Origin of the sequence: Pseudomonas sp. PA-1-3F (genome assembly GCF_021609665.1) — a bacterium.
GTDB lineage: Bacteria > Pseudomonadota > Gammaproteobacteria > Pseudomonadales > Pseudomonadaceae > Aquipseudomonas > Aquipseudomonas paracarnis.
The window spans coordinates 1-26128 of sequence record NZ_WJZD01000058.1 but is presented as its reverse complement, the minus strand read 5'-3'; the positions used below and the strand labels follow the sequence as shown (position 1 = coordinate 26128).

21 protein-coding genes are annotated in these 26128 nt (G+C 61.1%); 11 read left to right on the top strand and 10 right to left on the bottom strand.

What is annotated here, in order from left to right:
- Positions 1 to 199: 199 nt before the first annotated feature.
- From rlmF to GIV26_RS26450, 5 genes are all read right to left on the bottom strand, one after another.
- On the bottom strand, positions 200 to 1216 hold the full coding sequence (gene rlmF / locus GIV26_RS26470) for a 23S rRNA (adenine(1618)-N(6))-methyltransferase RlmF (RefSeq protein ID WP_034128662.1): 1017 nt from the start codon (positions 1214 to 1216) through the stop codon (positions 200 to 202).
- 239 nt (positions 1217 to 1455) lie between these two features.
- Positions 1456 to 4302 (bottom strand): valine--tRNA ligase, encoded by a 2847-nt coding sequence (locus GIV26_RS26465; RefSeq protein ID WP_005785134.1) that lies wholly within the window; start codon positions 4300 to 4302, stop codon positions 1456 to 1458.
- 212 nt (positions 4303 to 4514) lie between these two features.
- The gene (locus GIV26_RS26460) at positions 4515 to 4889 is read right to left on the bottom strand and encodes a hypothetical protein (protein WP_034128660.1); all 375 of its coding nucleotides are present in this window, start codon (positions 4887 to 4889) and stop codon (positions 4515 to 4517) included.
- Positions 4890 to 4896: 7 nt separating this feature from the next.
- Complete coding sequence (locus GIV26_RS26455; RefSeq protein WP_034128659.1) at positions 4897 to 5325, bottom strand: DNA polymerase III subunit chi; 429 nt, start codon at positions 5323 to 5325, stop codon at positions 4897 to 4899.
- A 178-nt stretch (positions 5326 to 5503) separates the two neighbouring features.
- Entirely contained in the window at positions 5504 to 6994 is a 1491-nt protein-coding gene (locus GIV26_RS26450; RefSeq protein WP_034128658.1) for a leucyl aminopeptidase, read from the bottom strand.
- A gap of 284 nt (positions 6995 to 7278) precedes the next feature.
- Between GIV26_RS26450 and lptF the strand changes: the two genes are divergently transcribed.
- The 10 genes from lptF to tadA all read left to right on the top strand — a co-directional run bounded on the left by lptF (position 7279) and on the right by tadA (position 17859).
- Entirely contained in the window at positions 7279 to 8397 is a 1119-nt protein-coding gene (gene lptF / locus GIV26_RS26445) for an LPS export ABC transporter permease LptF (RefSeq protein WP_034128657.1), read from the top strand.
- Complete coding sequence (gene lptG, locus GIV26_RS26440; RefSeq protein ID WP_236282826.1) at positions 8390 to 9469, top strand: LPS export ABC transporter permease LptG; 1080 nt, start codon at positions 8390 to 8392, stop codon at positions 9467 to 9469. Before lptF ends, lptG begins: the two co-directional genes overlap by 8 nt.
- Positions 9470 to 9691: 222 nt before the next feature.
- A complete protein-coding gene (gene lepA, locus GIV26_RS26435) occupies positions 9692 to 11491 on the top strand; it encodes a translation elongation factor 4 (protein ID WP_003188853.1) in 1800 nt (599 codons plus the stop codon).
- A 5-nt stretch (positions 11492 to 11496) separates the two neighbouring features.
- Positions 11497 to 12351, top strand: a complete 855-nt coding sequence (gene lepB / locus GIV26_RS26430) for a signal peptidase I (protein WP_003188855.1) — start codon at positions 11497 to 11499, stop codon at positions 12349 to 12351.
- Positions 12352 to 12495: 144 nt separating this feature from the next.
- Positions 12496 to 13185: a ribonuclease III gene (gene rnc / locus GIV26_RS26425; protein ID WP_003188856.1), complete on the top strand. Its 690-nt coding sequence runs from the start codon at positions 12496 to 12498 to the stop codon at positions 13183 to 13185.
- Entirely contained in the window at positions 13178 to 14080 is a 903-nt protein-coding gene (gene era / locus GIV26_RS26420) for a GTPase Era (RefSeq protein ID WP_005785147.1), read from the top strand. Before rnc ends, era begins: the two co-directional genes overlap by 8 nt.
- 195 nt (positions 14081 to 14275) lie before the next feature.
- Complete coding sequence (recO, locus tag GIV26_RS26415; protein ID WP_116667267.1) at positions 14276 to 14965, top strand: DNA repair protein RecO; 690 nt, start codon at positions 14276 to 14278, stop codon at positions 14963 to 14965.
- Between the two features lie 51 nt (positions 14966 to 15016).
- Positions 15017 to 15760, top strand: a complete 744-nt coding sequence (gene pdxJ, locus GIV26_RS26410; protein ID WP_198714871.1) for a pyridoxine 5'-phosphate synthase — start codon at positions 15017 to 15019, stop codon at positions 15758 to 15760.
- Positions 15761 to 15985: 225 nt separating this feature from the next.
- Positions 15986 to 17368, top strand: a complete 1383-nt coding sequence (locus GIV26_RS26405) for a multicopper oxidase family protein (RefSeq protein WP_105229086.1) — start codon at positions 15986 to 15988, stop codon at positions 17366 to 17368.
- Positions 17368 to 17859: a tRNA adenosine(34) deaminase TadA gene (gene tadA, locus GIV26_RS26400; RefSeq protein WP_034128654.1), complete on the top strand. Its 492-nt coding sequence runs from the start codon at positions 17368 to 17370 to the stop codon at positions 17857 to 17859. Before GIV26_RS26405 ends, tadA begins: the two co-directional genes overlap by 1 nt.
- Positions 17860 to 17976: 117 nt before the next feature.
- Here the strand turns inward: tadA and cmoB are convergent, their stop codons facing one another.
- The 5 genes from cmoB to lon all read right to left on the bottom strand — a co-directional run bounded on the left by cmoB (position 17977) and on the right by lon (position 23375).
- On the bottom strand, positions 17977 to 18933 hold the full coding sequence (gene cmoB, locus GIV26_RS26395; RefSeq protein WP_034128653.1) for a tRNA 5-methoxyuridine(34)/uridine 5-oxyacetic acid(34) synthase CmoB: 957 nt from the start codon (positions 18931 to 18933) through the stop codon (positions 17977 to 17979).
- Entirely contained in the window at positions 18930 to 19673 is a 744-nt protein-coding gene (gene cmoA, locus GIV26_RS26390) for a carboxy-S-adenosyl-L-methionine synthase CmoA (RefSeq protein WP_236282824.1), read from the bottom strand. Before cmoA ends, cmoB begins: the two co-directional genes overlap by 4 nt.
- 36 nt (positions 19674 to 19709) lie before the next feature.
- On the bottom strand, positions 19710 to 20366 hold the full coding sequence (locus GIV26_RS26385) for a lysoplasmalogenase (RefSeq protein WP_089041323.1): 657 nt from the start codon (positions 20364 to 20366) through the stop codon (positions 19710 to 19712).
- 1 nt (position 20367) lies between these two features.
- Positions 20368 to 20757, bottom strand: coding sequence for a protease inhibitor I42 family protein (locus tag GIV26_RS26380; RefSeq protein WP_054897754.1), 390 nt, complete (start codon positions 20755 to 20757; stop codon positions 20368 to 20370).
- 197 nt (positions 20758 to 20954) lie between these two features.
- Positions 20955 to 23375, bottom strand: coding sequence for an endopeptidase La (lon, locus tag GIV26_RS26375; RefSeq protein WP_096143395.1), 2421 nt, complete (start codon positions 23373 to 23375; stop codon positions 20955 to 20957).
- 332 nt (positions 23376 to 23707) lie between these two features.
- Between lon and GIV26_RS26370 the strand changes: the two genes are divergently transcribed.
- Positions 23708 to 26044 (top strand): putative bifunctional diguanylate cyclase/phosphodiesterase, encoded by a 2337-nt coding sequence (locus GIV26_RS26370; RefSeq protein WP_186526464.1) that lies wholly within the window; start codon positions 23708 to 23710, stop codon positions 26042 to 26044.
- Positions 26045 to 26128 lie beyond the last annotated feature (84 nt).

Sequence of the window (26128 nt, the reverse complement as noted above, 5' to 3'; positions counted from 1 at the left end):
ACGTTGTAAACAAGTAAGACGCACAAAAAAACCCTTGCTTGGGAGTGACGGGGGCACGTTTTTTTATTGCCTATGTTTTTATTGTAGAGGGTGGTTTTGGGGGGGAGGGGCCTCCCCCCCGGGGGAGTGCGCAGCGCTCCCATTTTTTTGGGGCCGCTACGCAGCCCAGCGGGAGCAAGCTCCCTCGCCACAATGATTCTTATCGAACCCAGCGCTGGCGCCAGATCTGCTGCTCGTTCTTGGTCTGGAATGTCCAGGCCACAAAGCGGCTCTGCTTCTGCCCCTGGGACATCTCCACCACCTGGCTTTCCAGCACGCCGGCTTTTTTCAGCGCGGTTTCGATCGCCGGCAGGTTGGACGCTTTGGACACCAGGGTGCTGAACCACAGCACTTTATGCGCAAAATGCGCGCTCTCGGCGATCAGTTGCGTCACAAATCGCGCTTCGCCACCTTCACACCACAGTTCGGCCGATTGACCACCGAAGTTAAGCACCGGCAACTTGCGTTTCGGGTCTGCCTTGCCCAAGGCGCGCCATTTACGCTCGCTGCCTTTGGTGGCTTCGTCCATGGATGCATGGAACGGCGGGTTGCACATCGTAAGGTCAAAGCGCTCACCCGGCTCCAGCAGGCCCAACAGGATCTGCTTGGGGTTGGGTTGCTGGCGCAGCTGGATGACCTTGCTCAGGTCGTTAGACTGCACGATGGCCTTGGCGGCGGACACGGCGATCGGGTCGACCTCCGAGCCCAGGAAGTTCCAGCGGTACTCCATATAGCCAATCAGCGGGTACACGCAGTTGGCGCCCATACCGATGTCCAGCACCTTGACGATCGAGCCCCGCGGGATCTTGCCGTCGTTGACGCTGGCCAGCAGGTCGGCGAGGAAGTGCACGTAGTCGGCACGCCCCGGCACCGGTGGGCACAGGTAGTCGGCAGGGATGTCCCAATGCTGGATGCCGTAGAAAGACTTCAACAGTGCCCGGTTGAACACCCGCACCGCATCCGGGCTGGCGAAGTCGATGCTCTCTTTGCCGTAGGGGTTGATGATCACAAACTGCGCCAGTTCCGGCGTGGTCTTGATCAGCGCCGGGAAGTCGTAACGGCCCGTGTGGCGGTTGCGCGGGTGCAGGGTGGCCTCTTTGCGCGGCGCGACGGGTTTGGCCGTGGCGGCGGTTTTAGGCTTCTTGCGCGGTGGTTTGGGCGTAGTGGGGGCGGTCATGATGATTCTGGTGTTGGCTCAATGTGGTGGGCATTGTCACACATTCCTGAACACAACTCGGTCAAATGTGGGAGCTGGCTTGCCTGCGATAGCATCACCTCGGTCTGCCTGATACACCGAGTCGTCAGTATCGCAGGCAAGCCAGCTCCCACAGGGATAGGGTTTTGATTGGGAAATGGTGTGGTTTTCCTGGACAAAAAAAAGAGGCCCGAAGGCCTCTTTCTCTACACGGTTTCCCCTTACAGGCTGGAAATCCGCGCGTGTTGCTCCGCCAGCTTGCCCAAGGCCTGTTCAGCCTCGGCCAACTTGGCGCGTTCTTTCTCGATCACTTCAGCTGGCGCTTTGTCGACGAACGCCGCGTTGGACAGCTTGCCGCCCACTCGCTGCACTTCGCCTTGCAGGCGCGCAATTTCCTTGTCGAGGCGGGCAAGTTCCGCGCCCTTGTCGATCAGGCCGGCCATCGGCACCAGCACTTCCATATCACCCACCAACGCGGTGGCAGACAACGGTGCTTCGGCATCGGCAGCCAATACGGTGATCGACTCCAGCTTGGCCAGTTTCTTGAGCAGCGCATCGTTCTCGCTGAGGCGACGCTGGTCTTCGGCACTGGCGTTCTTGACGAACACGGCCAGCGGCTTGCCCGGCCCGATGTTCATCTCGGCGCGGATGTTGCGTGTGCCGAGCATCAGGGTCTTGAGCCATTCGATGTCGCTTTCGGCGGCCTCATCGATGCGCGCTTCGTTGGCCACCGGCCAAGGTTGCAGCATGATGGTCTTGCCTTCGATACCGGCCAGCGGCGCCAGGCGCTGCCAGATTTCTTCGGTGATGAACGGCATGAACGGATGCGCCAGGCGCAGCGCCACTTCCAGCACGCGCACCAGGGTGCGACGGGTGCCGCGCTGGCGTTCGACCGGCGCGTTCTCGTCCCACAGCACCGGCTTGGACAGTTCCAGGTACCAGTCGCAATACTGGTTCCAGATGAACTCGTACAGGGCCTGTGCGGCCAGGTCGAAACGGAACTGGTCGAGCTGGCGGGTCACTTCGGCTTCGGTGCGCTGCAACTGCGAGATGATCCAGCGATCCGCCAGGCTCAGCTCATAGGCTTCGCCGTTCTGGCCGCAGTCTTCGCCTTTGTCCAGCACGTAGCGCGCCGCGTTCCAGATCTTGTTGCAGAAGTTGCGATAGCCTTCGACGCGGCCCATGTCGAACTTGATGTCGCGACCGGTGGAGGCCAGCGAGCAGAAGGTGAAGCGCAGGGCGTCGGTGCCGTAGCTGGCGATGCCGTCGGCGAATTCGTCGCGGGTCTGCTTCTCGATCTTTTTCGCCAGTTTCGGCTGCATCAGGCCCGAGGTGCGTTTCTGCACCAGGGTTTCCAGGTCGATGCCGTCGATGATGTCCAGCGGGTCCAGGACGTTGCCCTTGGACTTGGACATCTTCTGGCCCTGGCCGTCGCGTACCAGGCCGTGTACGTACACGGTCTTGAACGGTACCTGCGGGGTGCCGTCTTCGTTCTTCACCAGGTGCATGGTGAGCATGATCATCCGGGCAACCCAGAAGAAAATGATGTCGAAGCCGGTGACCAGCACGTCGGTGGAGTGAAATTTCTTCAGGAACTCGGTCTGCTGCGGCCAGCCCAGGGTAGAGAAGGTCCACAGGCCCGAACTGAACCAGGTGTCCAGTACGTCGTTGTCCTGTTGCAGCGCGATGTCCGCGCCGAGGTTGTGCTTGGCACGCACTTCGGCTTCGTCGCGGCCTACATAGACCTTGCCCGATTCGTCGTACCAGGCCGGAATACGGTGGCCCCACCACAGCTGACGGCTGATGCACCAGTCCTGGATGTCGCGCATCCACGAGAAGTACATGTTTTCGTACTGTTTAGGCACGAACTGGATGCGGCCATCTTCCACGGCGGCAATCGCAGGTTCTGCCAGCGGCTTGGTGGACACGTACCACTGGTCGGTCAGCCACGGTTCGATCACGGTGCCGGAGCGGTCGCCCTTCGGCACTTTCAGGCCGTGGTCGTCGACGCTGACCAGCAAACCGGCGGCGTCGAAGGCAGCTACGATCTGCTTGCGCGCTTCAAAACGGTCCAGACCTGCGTATTCGGCGGGGATCTTGCCGTCGATGCTGTCGTTCAGCGAGCCGTCCAGGTTGAACACCTGGCAGGCCGGCAATACGGCGGCATTCTTGTCGAAGATGTTCAGCAACGGCAGGTTGTGGCGCTTGCCGACTTCGTAGTCGTTGAAATCGTGGGCCGGGGTGATTTTCACGCAGCCGGTGCCGAACTCAGGGTCGCAGTAGTCATCCGCGATGATCGGGATACGGCGGCCAACCAGTGGCAGTTCGACGAATTTGCCGATCAGCGCCTGATAGCGCTCGTCGTTCGGGTTAACGGCCACGGCGGCATCGCCGAGCATGGTTTCCGGTCGGGTGGTGGCGACGATCAGGTAATCATTGCCTTCAGCGGTCTTGGCGCCGTCGGCCAGCGGGTACTTGAGGTTCCACAGGAAGCCTTTCTCGTCGTGGTTTTCCACTTCAAGGTCGGAAATGGCCGTGTGCAACTTGGTGTCCCAGTTGACCAAGCGCTTGCCGCGGTAGATCAGGCCGTCTTCATGCAAGCGCACGAAGGCTTCCTTAACGGCTTCGGACAGGCCGTCGTCCATGGTGAAGCGCTCGCGGCTCCAGTCTACGGACGAACCCAGGCGACGGATCTGACGGCTGATATTGCCGCCGGACTGGTCTTTCCATTCCCAGACTTTCTCCAGGAATTTCTCGCGACCCAGGTCGTGACGGTTCTGGCCGGTGGCTTCCAGTTGGCGCTCCACCAGCATCTGGGTGGCGATACCGGCGTGGTCGGTGCCCGGTTGCCACAGGGTGTCGCGACCCTGCATGCGGCGGAAGCGGATCAACGCATCCATGATCGCATTGTTGAAGCCATGGCCCATGTGCAGGCTGCCAGTGACGTTCGGTGGCGGAATCATGATGGTGTACGAGTCGCCCGCACCTTGTGGGGCGAAATAGTTCTCGGACTCCCAGGTGTTGTACCAGGAAGTTTCGATAGCGTGGGGCTGGTAGGTCTTATCCATGCGCGGCGGGACCCTAGTTGGCATTTATTCAGGAAAGCCGGCAAGTATAACGGGGCAAGGCGTGGAGGGCGAGTTGAAGACCGTTTAAAGGTCGATGCAAAACCAATGTGGGAGCTGGCTTGCCTGCGAAGGCGGTTTCTCAGTCACCAAAGGTTTTGACTGAGAAACCGCCTTCGCAGGCAAGCCAGCTCCCACAGGGGTCTATGCAAGGTTTAAGACTGGTACTGGCTGAGCAACCGCTCCATCCGCGCATCCATCCGACGCTTGATCTCGGCCTCGATATGCGGCGCAAAGTCATCGATCACATCCTGCATGATCAATTGCGCAGCGGCGCGCAGTTCATTGTCCAGGTGCAGCAGCAGGGCGTCGGGGGCTTTTTCGGCGGCTGGAGCGGGTTCTGCAATCGCAGGTGCCGGCGCGGCAGGCTTGCCGCCGACCATGTCGAACAACAGCGGAATCTGAACCTCACCCTCCACCGTCTCGGTCAGCAGCGGCGGTTGCAGGTTGTCATCACCCAGCAACTGACGGATCGACTCCAGGTCATCCAGCAGGTGGTCGTCTTTTTTCAGCGGGTTGGGAGTGTCCATCATGTACTCAAAGTCGTTGTAGCCGGTGATCTTGCAGAGGATAGCCCTGTTCACGGTAGAAACGGAAACTCTCCCGCGCAGCCTGACGAATAGCCGGGTCTTCCACTACCACTTCCGCCACACGGGCGAACGCTTGGGCAAAGGCCGGTACTTTCAGGTCGAGGTTGACCAGCAAGTCATGGTGATCGCCGCAATTGTCCCCCAAGCCCAGGACTACCAGGCTTTCAGGTTCGGATTCGGCGGGGCCGTGGGGCACGAAGCTTTCGCCCTTGAATCGCCACAGACGGGCATCAAGTTCTTCACGTTGGGCGGCATCGCTGCAGTGCAGGTAGATGCGATGGCCCATGCGCCAGGCTTTTTCAGTGAGTTTGCAGGCAAAGTCCAGGCGCGCGAGAGGATCGGCGCTGGGCAATATATAGAAGTCGACTTGGGGCATTGGAAATCCTGGGGCTGGCCTGGTTGCCCCTCTGTAGGAGCGAGCTTGCTGTGGCGAGCAAGCTTGCTTGCGCTGTGGTGCGCAGTGCCCCTAAAAAGCCGGGGACTGCTACGCAGTCAACGGGAGCAAGCTCCCTCGCCACAGCAAGCTCGCTCCTACAGAGAGGCGCAGGGGCCGCTTAAGCTTTGGCGCGATCCAGCAGGTATTGGGTCAGCAGGGGTACCGGACGGCCAGTGGCGCCCTTGTCCTTGCCGCCGCTGGTCCAGGCCGTGCCGGCGATGTCCAGGTGAGCCCAGTTGAAGTTCTTGGCAAAGCGCGACAGGAAGCAGGCCGCAGTGATGGTGCCGGCTTTCGGGCCACCGATGTTGGCGATGTCGGCGAACGGGCTATCGAGCTGTTCCTGGTACTCATCGAACAGCGGCAGTTGCCAGGCGCGGTCGTCGGCGGCCTTGCCGGCGCTGAGCAGTTGCTCGATCAGTTCGTCGTTATTGCCCAGCAGGCCCGAAGTGTGGGAACCCAAGGCAACGATGCACGCGCCGGTCAGGGTCGCGATGTCGATCACGGCCTGGGGCTTGAAGCGTTCGGCGTAGGTCAGGGCATCGCACAGCACCAGGCGGCCTTCGGCGTCGGTGTTGAGGATCTCCACAGTCTGGCCGCTCATGGTGGTGACGATATCGCCTGGGCGAGCCGCGCCGCCGCTCGGCATGTTCTCGGCACAGGCCAAAATGCACACCAGGTTGATCGGCAGCTTGAGTTCCAGCACGGCACGCAGGGTGCCGAACACGCTGGCGGCGCCGCCCATGTCGTACTTCATCTCGTCCATTCCGGCACCGGGCTTGAGGCTGATGCCGCCGGTATCGAAGGTGATGCCTTTACCTACCAGGGCGTAAGGCTTCTCGGACTTCTTGCCGCCGTTGTATTGCATCACGATCAGGCGTGGCGGCTGGTCGCTGCCCTGGCCCACGGCATAGAACGAGCCCATGCCCAGGTCCTTGATCTTCTTCTCGTCCAGCACTTCAACCTTCAGGCCCTTGAACTCTTTGCCCAATGCCTTGGCCTGTTCGCCCAGGAATGTCGGGTGGCAGATGTTCGGCGGCAGGTTGCCCAGGTCGCGAGTGAATGACATACCGTTGGCGATGGCCTGGGCGTGGGTGACGGCGCGCTGGACTTCAGCCTGGGCTGCCTTGATGGTCAGCAGGGTGATTTTCTTCAGGGCGCGGGGTTCGGCTTTCTGGCTCTTGAACTGGTCGAAAATATAGCCGCCGTCCACCAGCGACTCGGCCAGCAGGCGGGTCTTGCCGTAGCTGTCGCGGCCCTTGACCACGATTTCATCGAGCGCCAGCACCGCATCGCTGCCGCCCAGGCCCTTGAGGGTGGTGAGGATGCCGCTGACGATCTTGCGAAACGGACGGTCGCCCAGTTCAGCATCCTTGCCCACGCCCACCAGCAAAACGCGCTCGGCTTTAAGGTTGGGCAGGCTCTGCAGCAACAGGCTCTGACCGACCTTGCCGGCCAGGTCGCCGCGCTTGAGCACTGCGCTGATAGCGCCGCCGCTCAGTTCGTCCAGTTGCTTGGCGGCGACGCCGAGTGTGCGGCCTTCGCCGACAGCGACCACGAGGGTGGCGGTTTTCAACGTTTCGGGGCTAACGCTTTTTACAACCAATTCCATTTTCGGGTCCCTTATCAAGGTCTGTGAGCCGGGAGCTTGTACTCCGGCTTTAAAGCTCGGCAGCGTTGTAAACCGCCAGCGACAAAGGCCGCAGTTTGAACCTCGCCAGCGGAGCCTGACAACCCTTGGCGCACGCTTTGTGCGTGCGCATGAGTAAGCTCCGTGACAGGCGCGGTCAATCACAGGATAATGCGCCATCTTTTTAGCCGGCCCGTGGTAAACGGGTCGACTCGGTATGCTTGCTTGTTTGGCCGCCTTAGCCTGACAACCCTGGAGTGTCTGGTTTGATTGTCTTCCGTTATCTGTCCCGCGAAGTCCTGTTGACCCTGAGTGCCGTGAGTGCGGTGTTGCTGGTCATCATCATGAGTGGTCGTTTCGTCAAGTTCCTGGCCCAAGCCGCCGCTGGCGCCCTGGATCCGGGCTCACTGTTCCTGATCATGGGCTACCGGATGCCCGGCATGCTCCAGTTGATCCTGCCGCTTGGCCTGTTTCTCGGCATATTGCTGGCCTATGGCCGGCTGTACTTGGAAAGCGAGATGACCGTGCTGTCGGCCACCGGCATGAGCCAGCAGCGCCTGCTGGCCATGACCATGGTGCCTGCCGCCGGTGTTGCCCTGGTGGTGGCCTGGTTGAGCATGAGCCTGGCGCCCCAGGGGGCCATGCAATTCCAGCTGCTGCTGAACAAGCAGGATGCGATGACTGAGTTCGACACCCTCGAGCCCGGTCGCTTCCAGTCGCTCAGCGACGGTTCACGGGTGACCTACACCGAAACCATGACCGACGACCGCTCCAACCTTGGCGGCGTGTTCATCTCCCAGAAGAACCTAGGTCAGAACCAGAAGGATCGGGGTATTTCGATTCTGGTGGCCGACAGCGGTCGCCAGGAAATCCGCCCCGATGGTAATCGCTACCTGATCCTGGAAAACGGCTACCGCTACGACGGCAGCCCTGGCCTGGCGGATTATCGGGCGATCAAGTACGACACCTATGGCGTCATGCTGCCCAAGGCCGAGATCAGTGACGAGGTCACCGACCGCGACGCACTGCCCACCTCATCGCTGTTCGGCAGCCCGGAGTTGCGCTCCATCGCCGAGTTGCAATGGCGCCTGTCCCTGCCGCTGCTGGTGTTTATCGTGACCCTGATGGCCGTGCCGCTGTCGCGCGTCAACCCGCGCCAAGGGCGTTTCCTCAAGTTGCTGCCAGCGATCCTGCTGTACATGGCCTACCTGACCATCCTGATTTCTGCCCGTGGTTCCCTGGAGAAGGGCAAGTTGCCACCGGCCTTGGGCCTGTGGTGGGTGCACGGGGTTTTCCTGATGATCGGCCTGGGGCTGCTCTACTGGGAACCTATCCGTTTGAAAATGAAGAGCCGTCGTGGCCTGAAGGAGTTGGCCCGTGGCTAAGCTTGATCGCTACATCGGCATTAGCGTACTGATCGCCATCCTGGCGGTACTGGGCATCATTCTCGGCCTGGCCTTGCTGTTCGCCTTCATTGATGAAGTGGGCAACGTTACTGACACTTACACAGTCACGGACGTGCTGAGCTACGTCGCACTGACCGCGCCGCGCCGCCTCTACGACATGATGCCAATGGCCGCGCTGATTGGCTGTCTGATCGGCCTGGGTACCTTGGCCAGCAACAGCGAGCTGACCATCATGCGCGCCGCCGGGGTTTCCATCGGCCGTATCGTCTGGGCGGTGATGAAGCCGATGCTGCTGCTGATGGCCTGCAGTGTGCTGATCGGTGAATACGTCGCGCCACCGGCCGAAGCCACCGCCCAGGCCAATCGCGCCCTGGCCCAGGGTTCGGGCGATGCGCAAAGCGCCAAGCACGGCCTGTGGCACCGCCAGGGTGACGAGTTCATCCACATCAACGCCGTGCAACCGGGTGGCCTGTTGATCGGGGTGACCCGCTACACCTTCGACAAAGAACGGCACATGTTGTCGTCCAGCTTCGCCAAGCGCGCGCAGTACAGTGGCGAGCAATGGCAACTGAGCGACGTCACCACCACGCACTTCCGTAACGTGGGTAAGGGCACTCAGTCCAGCACCGAAGTGGTCAATGTGCCGACCGAACAGTGGGATATCACCCTCAAGCCGGAGTTGCTCAACACCGTGGTCATGGTGCCGGAAGCCCTGCCGATCTCCGGTTTGTGGAGCTATATCCACTACCTCAAGGAGCAGGGTTTGAACAATGGCCGCTACTGGCTGGCGTTCTGGGTGAAAGTCTTGCAGCCGGTGGTTACCGCGGCCTTGGTGTTGATGGCGATCTCCTTCATTTTCGGGCCATTGCGTTCCGTGACCCTGGGCCAACGGGTATTTACCGGCGTGCTGGTGGGCTTCACCTTCCGCATCGCCCAGGACTTGCTTGGGCCGTCGAGCCTGGTATTCGGCTTCTCGCCGCTGTTTGCGGTGCTGGTGCCCACGGCCATCTGCGCCGTGGCTGGGTTCTGGCTGCTGCGCCGAGCGGGTTGAAGCCGCGCTCGCGAAAGTCTGCGAAACGCCGCGTTTATCTAGAATAAGCGCGTTATCGTTGGCGATTTTCGCGAGCGAGCTCGCTCCTACAATTTTAAGCCCCATTAAAGTGGGGCTTTTTTGTATTGGTCAGCAAAGATGACGTCTGGCCTGAGCATCAGGTACAATTCCCGGCTATTTTTCAGCGGGCAATCTGCCTGCAGCCTTTTTGAGTGTTGATCCGTGAGTGATTTGAGTCATATCCGCAATTTCTCCATCATCGCCCACATTGACCATGGCAAGTCGACGCTGGCCGATCGATTTATCCAGATGTGCGGCGGCCTTGCCGAGCGTGAAATGGAAGCCCAGGTACTGGATTCCATGGACCTCGAACGCGAGCGCGGGATCACCATCAAGGCCCACAGCGTCACGCTGTACTACAAGGCCAAAGACGGCATCACTTACCAACTGAACTTCATTGACACCCCTGGCCACGTTGACTTCACCTACGAAGTCAGCCGTTCGCTGGCGGCCTGTGAAGGTGCGTTGCTGGTGGTCGATGCCGGCCAGGGCGTCGAGGCGCAGTCGGTTGCCAACTGCTACACCGCGATCGAGCAGGGCCTGGAAGTCATGCCCGTGCTCAACAAGATCGACCTGCCCCAGGCCGAGCCTGAGCGCGTCAAGGAAGAGATTGAGAAGATCATCGGCATCGATGCCACCGACGCCGTCACCTGCAGCGCCAAGACCGGCCTGGGTGTCGACGAAGTGCTCGAACGCCTGGTGCACACCATTCCCGCGCCGACCGGCAACTACGAAGATCCGCTGCAAGCGTTGATCATCGACTCCTGGTTCGACAACTACCTGGGCGTTGTGTCCCTGGTGCGCGTGCGCCATGGCCGTGTGAAGAAGGGCGACAAGATCCTGGTCAAGTCCACCGGCAAGATCCACCTGGTGGACAGCGTCGGTGTATTCAACCCCAAGCACACCGCTACCGTTGATCTGAAAGCCGGTGAAGTAGGCTTCATCATCGCCGGCATCAAGGACATTCATGGTGCGCCAGTAGGTGACACCCTGACCTTGAGCTCCACGCCAGACGTCGACGTGCTGCCCGGCTTCAAGCGCATCCAGCCACAGGTCTACGCCGGCCTGTTCCCGGTCAGCTCCGATGACTTCGAAGATTTCCGCGAAGCCCTGCAAAAACTGACCCTCAACGACTCGTCGTTGCAGTACACCCCGGAAAGCTCCGACGCCCTGGGCTTCGGCTTCCGTTGCGGATTCCTGGGCATGCTGCACATGGAGATCATCCAGGAGCGCCTTGAGCGCGAATACGACCTGGACCTGATCACCACCGCGCCAACCGTTATTTTTGAGTTGCTGCTCAAAACCGGTGAAACGATTTACGTCGACAACCCCTCCAAGCTTCCGGACCTGTCGGCCATCGAAGACATGCGCGAGCCGATCGTGCGGGCCAATATCCTGGTACCGCAGGAACACTTGGGCAACGTCATTACACTGTGTATCGAAAAGCGTGGCGTGCAGCGCGACATGCTGTTCCTCGGTACTCAGGTACAAGTGACCTACGATATGCCGATGAACGAAGTGGTCCTGGACTTCTTCGACCGTCTCAAGTCCACCAGTCGCGGCTATGCTTCGCTGGACTACCATTTCGATCGTTACCAATCGGCTAATCTGGTGAAACTGGATGTGCTGATCAACGGCGACAAGGTAGATGCCCTGGCACTGATCGTGCACAAGGACAACGCGCATTACAAAGGTCGCCAACTGACCGAGAAGATGAAAGAACTGATTCCGCGCCAGATGTTCGACGTCGCGATCCAGGCCGCCATCGGCGGGCAGATCATTGCACGGACTTCCGTCAAGGCTCTCAGAAAGAACGTACTGGCCAAATGCTACGGCGGTGACGTAAGCCGTAAGCGCAAACTGCTTGAGAAGCAAAAGGCCGGTAAAAAACGCATGAAGCAAGTAGGCAACGTGGAAGTTCCACAAGAAGCCTTCCTTGCGGTGCTCAGGTTGGATAGTTAGGTCCTATGTCACTAAATTTCCCGCTGTTGCTGGTCATTGCCGTTGCCGTCTGTGGTCTCCTGGCGTTGCTCGATCTGGTGTTCTTCGCCCCGCGTCGTCGGGCGGCCATCGCTTCCTATCAGGGCAGCGTCAGCCAGCCCGATGCGGTGGTGGTCGAGAAGCTGAACAAAGAGCCCTTGCTGGTTGAGTACGGCAAGTCGTTCTTCCCGGTGTTGTTCATCGTGCTGGTGCTGCGCTCGTTTCTGGTAGAGCCGTTCCAGATCCCTTCGGGGTCGATGAAACCCACCCTGGACGTGGGCGACTTCATCCTGGTGAACAAGTTTTCCTACGGCATTCGCCTGCCGGTGATCGACAAGAAAGTCATCCCGGTAGGTGACCCGCAGCGCGGCGATGTGATGGTGTTCCGCTACCCAAGCGACCCGAACGTCAACTACATCAAGCGAGTCGTCGGCCTGCCGGGCGACGTGGTGCGCTACACCAGCGACAAGCGCCTGTTCATCAATGGTGAGTCGGTGGCCGAGAAGCTGTTGGGCGCCGAGCCGAATACCTTGGGCAGCGCCGAGCTGTACCAGGAAAAACTCGGTGCGGTGGAGCACCAAATCCGCAAGGAAATGAGCCGCTACCGTGCGATGCCGGATGGCCAGTGGAAAGTGCCTGCCGGGCACTACTTCATGATGGGCGACAACCGGGACAACTCCAACGACAGCCGCTACTGGGATGACCCCAACATTCCCAAGGATCTGCTGGGCATGGTGCCGGACGAGAACATTGTCGGCAAAGCCTTCGCGGTCTGGATGAGTTGGCCGGAACCCAAGCTCAGCCACCTGCCGAACTTCTCGCGGGTCGGGCTGATCAAGTAATACAAGCGGCGCTGTGAACACAGCGCCGAATGCTTTTCTGGGGCTTGGACATTTTCCGATGCCCGGTACCCATCAGGATTTGAATTTGAACACTGCGTCAATCGTCGATGGCCGCCGGTGCCATCAACTAGATATGGATAAACCGTGACCGTTTCTCTAAGTCGTCTCGAGCGTCAGCTCGGCTACACCTTCAAGGATCAGGAATTGATGGTCCTTGCCCTCACACACCGCAGCTTTGCAGGGCGTAATAACGAGCGCCTGGAATTTCTCGGTGACGCTATCCTCAATTTCGCCGCCGGCGAGGCGCTGTTCGAGCGCTTCCCCCAAGCGCGAGAAGGCCAGCTGTCGCGCCTGCGCGCACGCCTTGTGAAAGGCGAGACCCTGGCCGTGCTGGCCCGAGGCTTTGGCCTGGGCGAGTACCTGCGGCTGGGTTCCGGTGAGTTGAAAAGCGGCGGTTTCCGTCGCGAGTCAATCCTGGCTGATGCCCTGGAAGCCTTGATCGGTGCGATCTACCTCGATGCAGGCATGGAGACGGCCAAGGAGCGCGTTGTCGCCTGGCTGGCCTCGGAAATCGAAAGCCTGACGCTGGTAGATACCAACAAGGATCCCAAGACCCGCCTGCAAGAGTACCTGCAGTCCCGCGGTTGCGAACTGCCACGCTACGAAGTGGTGGATATCCAGGGCGAGCCCCATTGCCGGGTGTTCTTCGTGGAATGTGAAATCACTTTATTGAACGAAAAAAGCCGAGGTCAGGGTGTGAGCCGTCGTATTGCCGAACAGGTAGCGGCCGCTGCAGCACTGATTGCCCTGGGCGTGGAGAATGGCCATGACTGATTCAACCGCAACACGCTGTGGCTATGTTGCCATCGTCGGCCGCCCGAACGTGGGCAAGTCCACGCTGCTCAACCACATCCTCGGCCAGAAGCTCGCGATCACCTCGCGCAAGCCCCAGACCACCCGCCACAACATGCTGGGCATCAAGACCGAAGGCAACGTGCAAGCGGTGTATGTCGATACCCCTGGCATGCACAAAGGTGGCGAGAAAGCCCTGAACCGCTACATGAACAAGACCGCCTCGGCCGCGTTGAAAGACGTCGACGTGGTGATCTTCGTGGTCGACCGCACCAAGTGGACCGACGAAGACCAGATGGTCCTCGAGCGTGTGCAATACGTGACCGGCCCGTTGATCGTCGCGCTGAACAAGACCGACCGTATCGAAGACAAAGCCGAGCTGATGCCGCACCTGACCTGGTTGCAGGAGCAACTGCCGAACGCCCAGATCATGCCGATCTCAGCCCAGCACGGCCACAACCTCGAAGCCCTGGAGCGCGTGATCGCCGGTTACCTGCCGGAAAACGAGCACTTCTTCCCGGAAGACCAGATCACCGACCGCAGCAGCCGTTTCCTTGCCGCTGAACTGGTGCGTGAGAAAATCATGCGCCAGATGGGCGCCGAGCTGCCGTACCAGATCACCGTCGAAATCGAAGAGTTCAAGCAGCAGGGCAAGACCTTGCATATCCATGCGCTGATCCTCGTCGAACGTGACGGCCAGAAGAAAATCATCATTGGCGACAAGGGCGAGCGTATCAAGCGCATCGGCACCGAAGCGCGCAAGGACATGGAGTTGCTGTTCGACTCCAAGATCATGCTCAACCTGTGGGTGAAGGTGAAGGGTGGCTGGTCCGATGATGAGCGTGCGTTGCGCTCTCTGGGCTATGGCGACCTGTAACGGGTTGCACAGTGACTGGCGGGCTTGCTGTGGCGAGGGAGCTTGCTCCCGCTGGGCCGCGGAGCGGCCCCAACAAGGTCGACGAGGTTTTTCAGGTATAACTCGGTGGCTGCTAGAGGGGCTGCTTCGCAGCCCAGCGGGAGCAAGCTCCCCTCGCCACACAAGCGCTCTCCTTCTTTAGAGATTCCCCGTCTCATGTCGCAATCCCCACCCCCCAGCCAACTTGCCTACGTCCTGCACAGCCGTGCCTACCGCGAAACCAGTGCGTTGGTGGACTTCCTCACGCCCCAAGGCCGACTGCGCGCAGTCTTGCGCAGCGCACGGGGCAAGGCGGGTACCTTGGCGCGGCCGTTCGTGGCGCTGGACGTGGAGTTTCGCGGCAAGGGCGAGCTGAAAAACGTCGGCCGCCTGGAAAGCGTTGGCACCTCGGCCTGGCTGAATGGCGATGCGCTGTTCAGCGGCCTTTACCTCAATGAACTGCTGATTCGCCTGTTGCCCGCCGAAGACCCGCACCCGGCGGTCTTCGATCACTACGCTGCTACCTTGCTCGCCCTCGCTGAAGGCCGTCCGCTGGAACCGCTGCTGCGCGCTTTCGAATGGCGTTTGCTCGACGACCTTGGCTACGGCTTCGAACTGGCCAACGACCTGCACGGGGAGCCCATCGCCGCCGATGGCATGTATCGCCTGCAAGTCGATGCGGGGCTTGAGCGTGTGTACCTGCTGCAGCCCGGCCTGTTTCAGGGCACCGAACTGCTGGCCATGAGCGAAGCCGACTGGCACGCTCCCGGTGCGCTGTCCGCCGCCAAGCGCCTGATGCGCCAGGCCCTGGCCGTGCACCTGGGCGGACGGCCGCTGGTCAGTCGCGAGTTGTTTCGAAAGCCCTGACGTCCCCGTGTATGCTGTGCACCGATTCTTTCCCTTTTCAGGAGCGCTTCCGTGACCACCAGCAATCGCATTCTTCTTGGCGTCAACATCGACCACGTCGCCACCCTGCGCCAGGCCCGGGGCACCCGTTACCCTGACCCGGTCAAGGCCGCGCTGGACGCCGAAGAAGCGGGCGCCGACGGCATCACCGTGCACCTGCGCGAAGACCGCCGCCACATCCAGGAGCGCGATGTACTGCTGCTCAAGGACGTGCTGCAAACCCGCATGAACTTCGAAATGGGCGTAACCGAAGAAATGATGGCGTTCGCCGAGCGCATCCGCCCGGCGCATATCTGCCTGGTACCGGAAACCCGCCAGGAGCTGACCACCGAAGGCGGCCTCGACGTCGCCGGCCAGGAAGCACGGATCAAGGCCGCGGTGGAGCGCCTGTCGCGGATCGGCAGCGAAGTCTCGCTGTTTATCGATGCCGACGAACGCCAGATCGAAGCCTCCCGCCGTGTTGGCGCCCCGGCGATCGAGTTGCACACTGGTCGTTATGCCGATGCCAGCACGCCGACCGAAGTGGCCGACGAGTTGCAACGCATCATTGACGGCGTGAACTGCGGGCTCAACGAAGGCTTGATCGTCAATGCCGGCCATGGCTTGCATTACCACAACGTCGAAGCCGTGGCTGCGATCAAGGGCATCAACGAACTGAATATCGGCCACGCCCTGGTGGCGCACGCGTTGTTCGTCGGTTTCAAAGGCGCAGTGGCCGAGATGAAAGCCCTGATCCTGGCCGCTGCCAAGCACTGATAAACAATGAAGATCAATGTGGGAGCTGGCTTGCCTGCGATAGCGGAGCGTCAGTTTACGTATTCGTAGCTGGCCCACTGCAATCGCAGGCAAGCCAGCTCCCACACGATGAGTCTTCGGTGTTTTCAATGTGCGGCAATGCGAAGCCTTACTGTTTAGCCGACGCAGGTGTATCGTATCAGCCCTTTGCGGGCCCTTGGCCTGCGGCAGATACGCGAGGTTGTTGTGTCCCGATCCTTCTCCCGTCGACAAATCCTGGGTGGTCTTGCTGGTCTGGCCGTAGTAGGCGTCGGTGCCGGCGGTGGCTACCGCTACTGGCTGGGGAAAGTCGCCGAGTCCGAGGCGGGGCACGATTACGAGCTGATCGCCGCGCCCCTGGACGTAGAGTTGGTGCCAGGGCACAAGACCCAGGCCTGGGCGTTCGGCCCATCGGCGCCGGGCACCGAGTTGCGGGTGCGCCAAGGCGAATGGCTGAGGGTGCGCTTTATCAACCATCTGCCAGTCGCCACTACCATCCACTGGCACGGCATCCGCCTGCCGCTGGAGATGGACGGCGTGCCCTACGTCTCGCAATTGCCGGTGCTGCCTGGCGAATACTTCGACTATAAATTCCGCGTGCCCGATGCCGGCAGCTACTGGTATCACCCTCACGTGAGTAGCAGCGAAGAACTCGGCCGTGGCCTCGTCGGCCCGTTGATCGTGGAAGAGCGCGAACCCACCGGTTTCCAGTACGAGCGCACCTTGAGCCTGAAGAACTGGCACATCGACGAAGAGGGCGCATTTGTCGAGTTCAGCATCCCCCGTGAAGCGGCGCGTGGCGGCACGGCCGGGCGGCTCTCGACTATCAATGGCGTGCCCCAGCCAGTCATCGAGCTACCTGCCGGGCAAATCACTCGCGTGCGCCTGCTCAACCTCGACAACACCCTGACTTATCGCCTCAATATTCCTGGCGTCGAAGCGCAGATCTATGCCCTGGACGGTAACCCCATCGAGCCGCGCCCGTTGGGCAAGGAATATTGGCTGGGCCCGGGCATGCGCATTTGCCTGGCGATCAAGGCGCCACCGGCGGGCGAAGAACTGTCGCTGCGCAACGGCCCGGTGCGCCTTGGCACCTTCCGCTCTGTCGCCAATACTGACGCGCCTACCGCATGGCCACCGGCACTGCCGGCCAACCCGGTTGCCGAGCCAGACCTGGCCAATGCCGAGAAACTCAACTTCAATTTCGAATGGGTCGGCTCGGTGTCGGTCAATGTCGAAAACGGCAAGCCGCCCAGCCTGTGGCAGATCAACGGCCAGGCCTGGGATATCACCGACAAGACCTGCGCCGACCGCCCGATTGCCAAGCTGGAGAAGGGCAAGAGCTACATTTTCGAATTGAAGAACATGACCCAGTACCAGCACCCGATCCACCTGCACGGCATGAGCTTCAAGGTGCTTGCGTCCAACCGCCACAAGGTGATCCCGTATTTCACCGACACCTACCTGCTGGGCAAGAACGAACGCGCCCGCGTGGCCTTGGTGGCGGATAACCCAGGGGTGTGGATGTTCCATTGCCATGTGATCGACCACATGGAAACCGGCCTGATGGCCGCCATCGAGGTGGCGTGATGCGCCAGATTCGCCCCGCCGCGATTATCGACCGCAGCCGCGACCAGGACTTTATGCGCGAAGCCCTGGCGCTCGCCGCCCAAGGCGCTGCATTGGGCGAAGTGCCGGTGGGTGCGGTGCTGGTGCAGGACGGTGAAATCATCGGCCGCGGCTTCAACTGCCCCATCAGTGGCAACGACCCCAGCGCCCATGCCGAAATGGTCGCGATCCGCGCCGCTGCACAAGCGATCAGCAACTATCGGCTGGTGGGCAGCACGCTGTATGTGACGCTGGAGCCGTGCAGCATGTGCGCGGGTTTGATCGTGCATTCGCGGGTGGCGCGGGTGGTGTATGGCGCGCTGGAGCCGAAGGCGGGCATCGTGCAAAGCCAGGGGCAGTTTTTTACCCAGGGTTTTCTTAACCATCGGGTGTTGTTTGAAGGCGGGGTATTGGCCGAGGAGTGTGGGGCTGTACTGAGCGAGTTCTTCAAAGCCCGACGAGCTAAACCGTGATGATCGTTCCCACGCTCTGCGTGGGAACGCAGCACAGGACGCTCTGCGTCCCAAAGCGTGACGTAGAGCGTCACAAGAGGCATTCCCACGCAGAGCGTGGGAACGATCATAGTGGTGTCATTTACGAGCGATGATCACCGCCCGCATCGGCGCCGGCAGCCCTTCAATGGTCTTGCTGTGATCCTCAGGGTCCAGGAAATCACTCAGCGACTGATACTTCATCCACTGCGTCCCACGCTGCTCCTCAACCGTGGTCACGCTCACATCCACGCACCGTACATCACTGAACCCGGCCCGGCGCAGCCACAGCATCAACGCCGGCACCGACGGCAGGAACCACACGTTGCGCATCTGGGCGTAACGGTCTTCTGGCACCAGCACTTGTTGTTGGTCGCCTTCCACCACCAATGTTTCCAACACCAACTCGCCGCCCTTGACCAGGGTGTCTTTCAACGCCAGTAAATGCTCGATGGGCGAGCGGCGGTGGTAGAACACGCCCATGGAAAATACCGTGTCAAAGCCTTCCAGGTTCGCCGGCAAGTCTTCGAAGGGGAACGGCAAGTGCCAGGCCTTGGGCTCGGACAAGTAGCGCTGCACGGCCTGGAACTGGCAGAAGAACAGCCAGTTGGGGTCCACGCCAATCACGCTGTCGGCCCCGGCGCCGAGCATGCGCCACATGTAGTAGCCGTTGCCGCAGCCCACATCGAGGATGCGCTTGCCTTTGAGGTTCAGGTGCGGCGCGACCCGCGACCACTTCCAGTCCGAACGCCATTCAGTGTCCACATGCACGCCGAACAGGTGGAACGGGCCTTTGCGCCAGGGGCTCAGCCCCATCAGCGCCGTGTGCATCTGTGCGCGGGTGGCGTCGTCGCAATCGGTGTCCAGCGCTAGGCCGTTGAGCAAATCTACGCTGTTGGGCTGGATCTTCGGCAGTGCATCCAAGGCGCTCTGCCAGCGCTCCAGGTCGCCATGGCCTTTTTCCATCTTGCTATCGAGCTGCGCTTGCAGGCCCTGGGCCCACACGGCCAAAGGAGTGCCGACCAGGTGGCGGGCGAGGGGGGACAAATCAATCATGGCAAGGCAATCAACGAGGCAAAGTTAAGACACTGGAACCACGGCACGACTTTCGAGAACCCGGCCGCCAGCAGGCGTTCGCGGTGTTCTTCGAGGCTGTCGGGCTTCATGACGTTTTCGATGGCGCTGCGCTTCTGGGCGATTTCCAGCTCGCTGTAGCCGTTGGCGCGCTTGAAGGCGATATGCAGGTCGGTCAGCAGCGCGTGCTCTTCAACATCGTTAAAGCGCAGCTTTTCCGAGAGGATCAAGGCGCCGCCCGGCAGCAGAGACTGGCGAATGCGCCCAAGCAACGCCAGGCGCTCCTGGGGGGCGATAAATTGCAGGGTGAAGTTCAGGGCCACCACCGAGGCGGGTTTGAATTGCAGGGCGAGAATATCGCCCTCGATCACCTCCACGGGCAGCAACTCCTGGAACATCGAGTCCTGGCCATTGAGGTATTCGCGACAGCGCTCGACCATCGCGGCGGAGTTATCCACGGCGATCACCCGGCAACCCTCGGTGCGTACATGGCGGCGCAGGGCTTGGGTCACGGCCCCCAGGGAAGAGCCCAGGTCATACAGCACGCTACCCGGTTGGGCAAATTGCGCGGCCAGTACGCCGAGGTTCTCGACGATGGTGGGGTAACCCGGCACCGAGCGCTTGATCATGTCCGGGAACACCCGCACCACATCCTCGTTAAAGGCGAAGTCCGGCACCTGGGGCAGGGGCTGGGCGAATAGGCGATCGGGTTCTTTGCTCACGGCTGTTCCGGCGACGGTGGGGGAAAGGCCGGCATTTTAGCCAAGTTGGCCCTCGGATGCGCGGGTTGTCTGATGGAAAGCCGAGGCGGTGATGCCCCACTGCCCGAGCCAGTAAGTGGCGATCAGCAAATACGGCGCTGCCTCGAACGCCAGCACAAACCGATTGATGCCGATCAGCGCGTCGGAAACCACAAACGACACCGCACCCGCCGCCGCCAGCCACGCTGAACGCTTGGGCACCTCGCTGCCCAGTCGCGCCAACGCACGCCAGAGCATGGCGCTGATCACCAGCGCGTAAACCACCACCGGTATCAGCAGTTCACCGAGGCCGTGGGAGATCAGGATGCTCAGCAAGATTGCGCCTATGCCGAGGGCCAGCACCAACGGCAGCAGCGCCAAGCGCCGACAGTCACTGAAATAAGCTTTGAGATAGGCCAGGTGCGCGAACAGAAACGCGCCCAGGCCAAAGATAAACAGGTCGCCTGGCCAGGCGAGCAATACGTCGCCCACCAGGGAAAAAATCAACCCCAGGCTGATCCAGCGTCGATACTCGGTGGGCGGCGCGTCATGCAGCCAACCCAGCAGCGCCAGCACCGGCAGCGGCTTGACCAGCAGGCACAGCAGCGTCGCATGGGTCGCCAGGCCATAGACAAAGGTGCCGGCGCCCATCAAGGCAAGGATCAGCCATGGCATATCAGTTCACCGTAATGGCGCAGTCAAAGGTTTCGACAGGTTCGGCCTCCGGCTCCCAAGGTTGCTGGGACGTCAGGCGCAAACGCCCTTGCCCTGCGGCAAACGCCTGGAAGCGCCAGGTGGACTGGCCGCCACCGCCGATCACGCCGGACTCGGTGCTGCTGTAGACCTCGGGGCTCAAGGCGCGCAACACGCCGCCCGCGGAGTCCTGGATGGCCCAGCGGTAACCGGTGGTGGGGTTGCTGGGCAGGGTGAGGATCAGGTTTTGCCCGTTTTTAAGCTGGAGCGGGCAGGCGCTCTGGTTGTCCACGCTGACGTTTTGCTTGGGGGCACTGGCGCATCCGGCCAGCAGGGCAAGGCTCAAGGGGAGAAACAGGCGGGCAGCGGTCATGAAGGCTCCGTTAATACACGACGAAGGGGGAGCATAACCGAAGATGAGACAAGGTGTGACAAGGAGGGGTTTGCGTTGGCCGATCGTTCCCACGCGTGGGAACGTCGCCTTGGACGCTCCGCGTCCGCTTTGTGACGCGGAGCGTCACTGGATGTATTCCCACGCAGAGCGTGGGAATGATCAGGTCTGGATATTTATCAGAAGAGCACCTTCGCCACATCCGCAAACCGCTTGGCAAAGTGCACCGTCATCCCTTCCTTCAAATAGTCCGGCAACTCTTCAAAGCTGCCACGGTTGGGCTCCGGCAAGATCAACTCGTGAATCTTCTGGCGCCGCGCCGCAATCACCTTCTCGCGCACCCCGCCAATCGGCAGTACATGCCCGGTCAAGGTCAGTTCGCCGGTCATCGCCACGCCTTTTTTCGGCGGTTGGTTGCGGGCCAGGGACAGCAACGCACTGGCCATGGTCACGCCGGCACTCGGGCCGTCTTTCGGCGTGGCGCCTTCCGGCACGTGCAAGTGCACGAAGGCTTCGTCGAAGAACTTCGCATCGCCGCCAAACGACTTCAGGTTGGAACTGATGTAGCTGTAGGCGATTTCGGCGGACTCTTTCATCACTTCACCCAACTGCCCGGTGAGCTTGAAGCCGCGGTTGAGCGTGTGGATGCGCGTCGCTTCGATCGGCAAGGTGGCGCCGCCCATGCTGGTCCACGCCAGGCCGGTAATCACGCCGGTGCCGGACAGCACTTGCTCATTACGGAATACCGGCATGCCCAGGGAGCTTTCCAGGTCCTTGTTGCCGATCTTGATCACCGAGTCAGGCTCATCCAGCAGTTTTACCACCGCCTTGCGCACCAGCTTGCCTAGCTGTTTCTCCAACTGACGCACGCCGGCCTCTCGCGCATAACCGTCGATCAAGGCGCGCAAGGCACCGTCGGTGATGGTCAGGCTGTTTTTGGCCACGCCGGCTTTTTCCAACTGCTTGGGCCACAAGTGGCGCTTGGCGATGGCGACTTTTTCTTCGGTGATATAGCCCGACAGGCGAATCACTTCCATGCGGTCCAGCAACGGACCGGGGATTGAGTCCAGGGTGTTGGCGGTGCACACGAACAGCACTTTGGACAGGTCCAGGCGCAGGTCCAGGTAATGGTCGAGGAATTCGACGTTCTGCTCCGGGTCCAGGGTTTCCAGCAGCGCCGACGCCGGGTCGCCCTGGAAGCTCTGGCCCATCTTGTCGATCTCGTCGAGCATGATCACCGGGTTCATCACTTCCACGTCTTTCAGCGCCTGCACCAGCTTGCCGGGCAGGGCGCCGATGTAGGTGCGCCGGTGGCCCTTGATCTCGGCCTCGTCGCGCATGCCGCCGACACTGAAGCGATAGAACGGCCGCCCCAGGGATTCGGCGATGGACTTGCCCACACTCGTCTTGCCCACGCCCGGCGGGCCTACCAGCAATACGATGGAACCGGCGACTTCGCCCTTGTAGGCGCCCACCGCTAGGAATTCGAGGATGCGGCTCTTGATGTCATCCAGGCCCGCATGGTGCTTGTCGAGCACTTTGCGCGCGTGCTTGAGGTCGAGTTTGTCTTCTCCGTACACGCCCCACGGCACCGAGGTGGCCCAGTCCAGGTAGTTGCGCGTGACGGCGTATTCCGGCGAACCGGTTTCCAGGATCGACAGTTTGTTCAGTTCTTCATCAATGCGTTTTTTCGCTTGCGCCGGCAGCACTTTGCCTTGCAGGCGCTGTTCGAACTGTTCGACATCGGCGCTGCGATCGTCCTTGGTCAGGCCCAGCTCCTGCTGGATGACCTTGAGTTGTTCCTTGAGGAAGAACTCACGCTGGTGCTCGCCGATCTTGCGGTTCACTTCGGCGGAGAGTTCTTTTTGCAGACGCGCGACTTCTACCTCTTTGCGCAGCATCGGCAGCACTTTTTCCATGCGCTTGAGCATGGGCACGCAGTCCAGCACTTCCTGCAGCTCATTACCTGTCGCCGAGGTGAGGGCGGCGGCAAAGTCAGTGAGCGGCGACGGGTCGTTGGGGCTGAAGCGGTTGAGGTAGTTTTTCAACTCTTCGCTGTACAGCGGGTTGAGGGGCAGCAGTTCCTTGATCGCATTGATCAGCGCCATGCCGTAGGCCTTGACCTCATCGGTCGGCTCGCTGGGCTGGTGCGGGTATTCGACTTCCACCAGGTAAGGTGGGCGGTGGTGCTTGAGCCAGGTCTTGATGCGCACGCGGGTCAGGCCCTGGGCGACGAACTGCAGCTTGCCGTTCTCGCGGCTGGCGTGGTGCACCTTCACCAGGGTGCCGTACAGCGGCAGGGCGGAGGTGTCGAAGTGCCGTGGGTCTTCGGGCGGCGTGTCCATGAAAAACAGCGCAAGGGAATGGTGGTCGGATTTGCTCACCAGCTCCAGGGTTTCGGCCCAGGGTTCTTCATTGACGATCACCGGCAACACTTGTGCCGGAAAAAACGGCCGGTTGTGGATCGGGATGATGTAGACCTTGTCCGGCAGGTTTTGCCCAGGCAGGGCCAGGCCAGTATTGGACGAGGCGGTTTCAGCGTTTTCGGGGTCGGCGTAATCGTTGAGGTCGTAATCTGGAAATTCTTGCTGGTCGCTCATGGGGCACCTGCATCAGTAAGTATGCAGGTTAGATGGGGCGGGGTTGCGGTGGTTTCAATGGGGGGGCGTCGTTAGCAACAATTTGCATGAAATAACGGGAGGGTTGCGGTCAACGTACTTTACCCCTCCGCTTTTCGAACTGATCGTCAATAATGTGACGGCTAGACCCAGCTTTTATTGGGTTTACTTATCCCCAGTCCCAGCTAACCTGCTTTAATAAAATTCCCCATAAAAAAGGATGTTTTTTTGACGCCGGTTAGCAGTCGGCAGGGACGCGTATGACACAAGGAAAGCACGGCCAAGAGCGACGAGCGCGGCCCGAGGGCGCGGCCATGCACTGGCGCCACACGTTTCAGACCCGCATAGCCGGGGTGCTGGCGCTGTTGTTGCTGGTGGTCGTGGCCGCCACCTATTTTGCCGTGCACGCTGCCACCACCCGTGCGGTGGAGAACCAGGCCGACGTACAGTTGAACACCGGGCGGCAGGTGTTCGAGCGCCTGCTGGACCTGCGCGGGCGGCGCTTGCAGTACGGGTTGGACTGGCTGACCGCCGATGGGCCGTTCAAGCAGGCGGTGGCCGGCGGCCGGACGGTGCCGATCCTGGAGGCCCTGGGCACCCATGGCACCGGGGTCAGTTCCAGCGAAGTGGTGGTGCTGGGCCTGGATGACAGGGTTATGGTCAGTACCCTGCTGGTGCAGACGCGGGGCCAGTTGTTCCCGTATGCCGATGCCTTGCGCAAGGCGCGGCGCAGCGGCCAGCAAATGTTGATCGTCGCCATGGCCGGGCGCCCCTATTTGCTGGTGCAAAAAGATGTGCTCGGGCCTGTGCCGATCGCACGCGTGGTCATGGGCTTTCCCATGGACACGCAATTCGCCCATGAACTGCGCTCCATGAGCAACCTGGAGGTGTCGTTCCTCAGTGTGCAGGACGGCCATCTCGGTCAGCTGTTCACCACCCACCCTGGCAATTGGCGCCCAAGCATTATCAACCTCTTGCATGGCACGCAGGTCGATCCTGAGGCGAAGATCCAGCTGTTCCATGGCCAGCGTGTGCTCAGCCAGGTGTTGCCCTTGGCCAATAGCGGCGAAGGCGATGAAGTGCGTGTGTTGCTGCAAAGCCCGCTGGACCATGCGCTGGAATCCTTCGCGCCGCTGGACCGGCAGTTCATGGGGATTGCCCTGGCGGTGCTGCTGGTCTCGCTGGCGGTGGCATTATTCCTGGCGCGGCGAGTGTCACGCCCGCTCAATGCGCTGGTGCAAGCCGCTGAACGGATCGGGGCCGGTGACTACCGCACCCCGGTGCGGGTGCGCAGCCACGACGAGTTCGGCCTGCTGGCGCGGGCGTTCAATGCCATGCAAAGCGGCATCGCCCTGCGCGAACGGCAACTGGCCCACAATGCCTTGCATGACCCGCTCACCGGATTGCCCAACCGTGCCTTGGCCATGGAGCGCCTGGGCAGTGCGATCAGCGCACGGCGGTCGGTGGTGTTGCTGTACGTGGGGATTGAAAACTACCGAGTCATCAACGAAGGGTTTGGCCCCGAAGGTGTCGAGCACATGTTGTGCGAGGCCAGCCGCTGCTTGTCCAGCAGCCTGTTGGCCAGCGACACCGCCGCGCGCATCGCCGGCAGTGAGTTTCTGTTGTTGCTTGAAAACACCGAGATCGACTCTGCCGTGGCCCGCGCCGACCAGTTGCATGGGGCGTTGACCGAACCCCTGCGCATCGGTAATGACGAAGTGCGCCATGAAGTGAGCATCGGCATCGCCGCGTACCCTGCTGATGGGCAGCAGGTGGAAGAGTTGATCAACCGCGCGGCCATCGCCCGGCACGACGCGGCCAACCTGCCGGGGCATTTGCAGATCTACCAACCGGACCGCGACCTCGCCCACCAACGCCAGATCACCCTGATTCGCGACTTGCGCCGCGCCGTGATCGAAGGCGAGTTGTTCCTGTGCTACCAGCCCAAGCTCGACCTGCGGCACGGCCATGTGAGCCAGGCCGAAGCCTTGCTGCGCTGGCAACACCCGACGCTGGGGCAAGTGTCTCCCGGGGAGTTCATTCCTTTGGCCGAACGCACTGGCAGCATGGGTGCCCTGACCCTGTGGGTGATCGAGGAAGCCATCCGCCAGATTGCCGAATGGGCGCAGCGTGGGCTGGTTATCCAGCTGTCGGTGAATATCTCCGTGAACGACTTGGCGGATGATGACTTGGCCATTCGCGTCACTGCGTTATTGGCCCAATACCACGTGGGCGCCGAGCATTTGATTTTCGAGATTACCGAGAGCGCCATCATGCACAACCCGCAGCAGGCCCTCAGCGTGCTGGAGCAGTTGCGCAATTGCGGGATCAGCCTGTCGGTGGATGATTTCGGCACCGGTTACTCGTCCCTCGCCCAATTGCAGCGCCTACCGGTGCAAGAGCTGAAGATCGACCAGTCCTTTGTGCGCAACCTCGACAGCACCAGCGGCGACGGCGTGATCGTGCGCTCCACCATCGAGATGAGCCATAGCCTGGGGCTCAAGGTGGTCGCCGAGGGCGTGGAGTTCGAACACAGCCTCACCTTGCTCAAACGCTGGAACTGCGACACGGCCCAGGGCTACCTGATCAGCCGGCCGCTCAATGCCATGGCGTTCGAGCGGTGGATGCGGCGTGAGCAGGTGCCAACCTAGACAGTTTGACTGTGGCGAGGGAGCTTGCTCCCGCTGGAGTGCGAAGCGCTCCCAGGATTTTCGGGCCGCTGCGCAGCCCAGCGG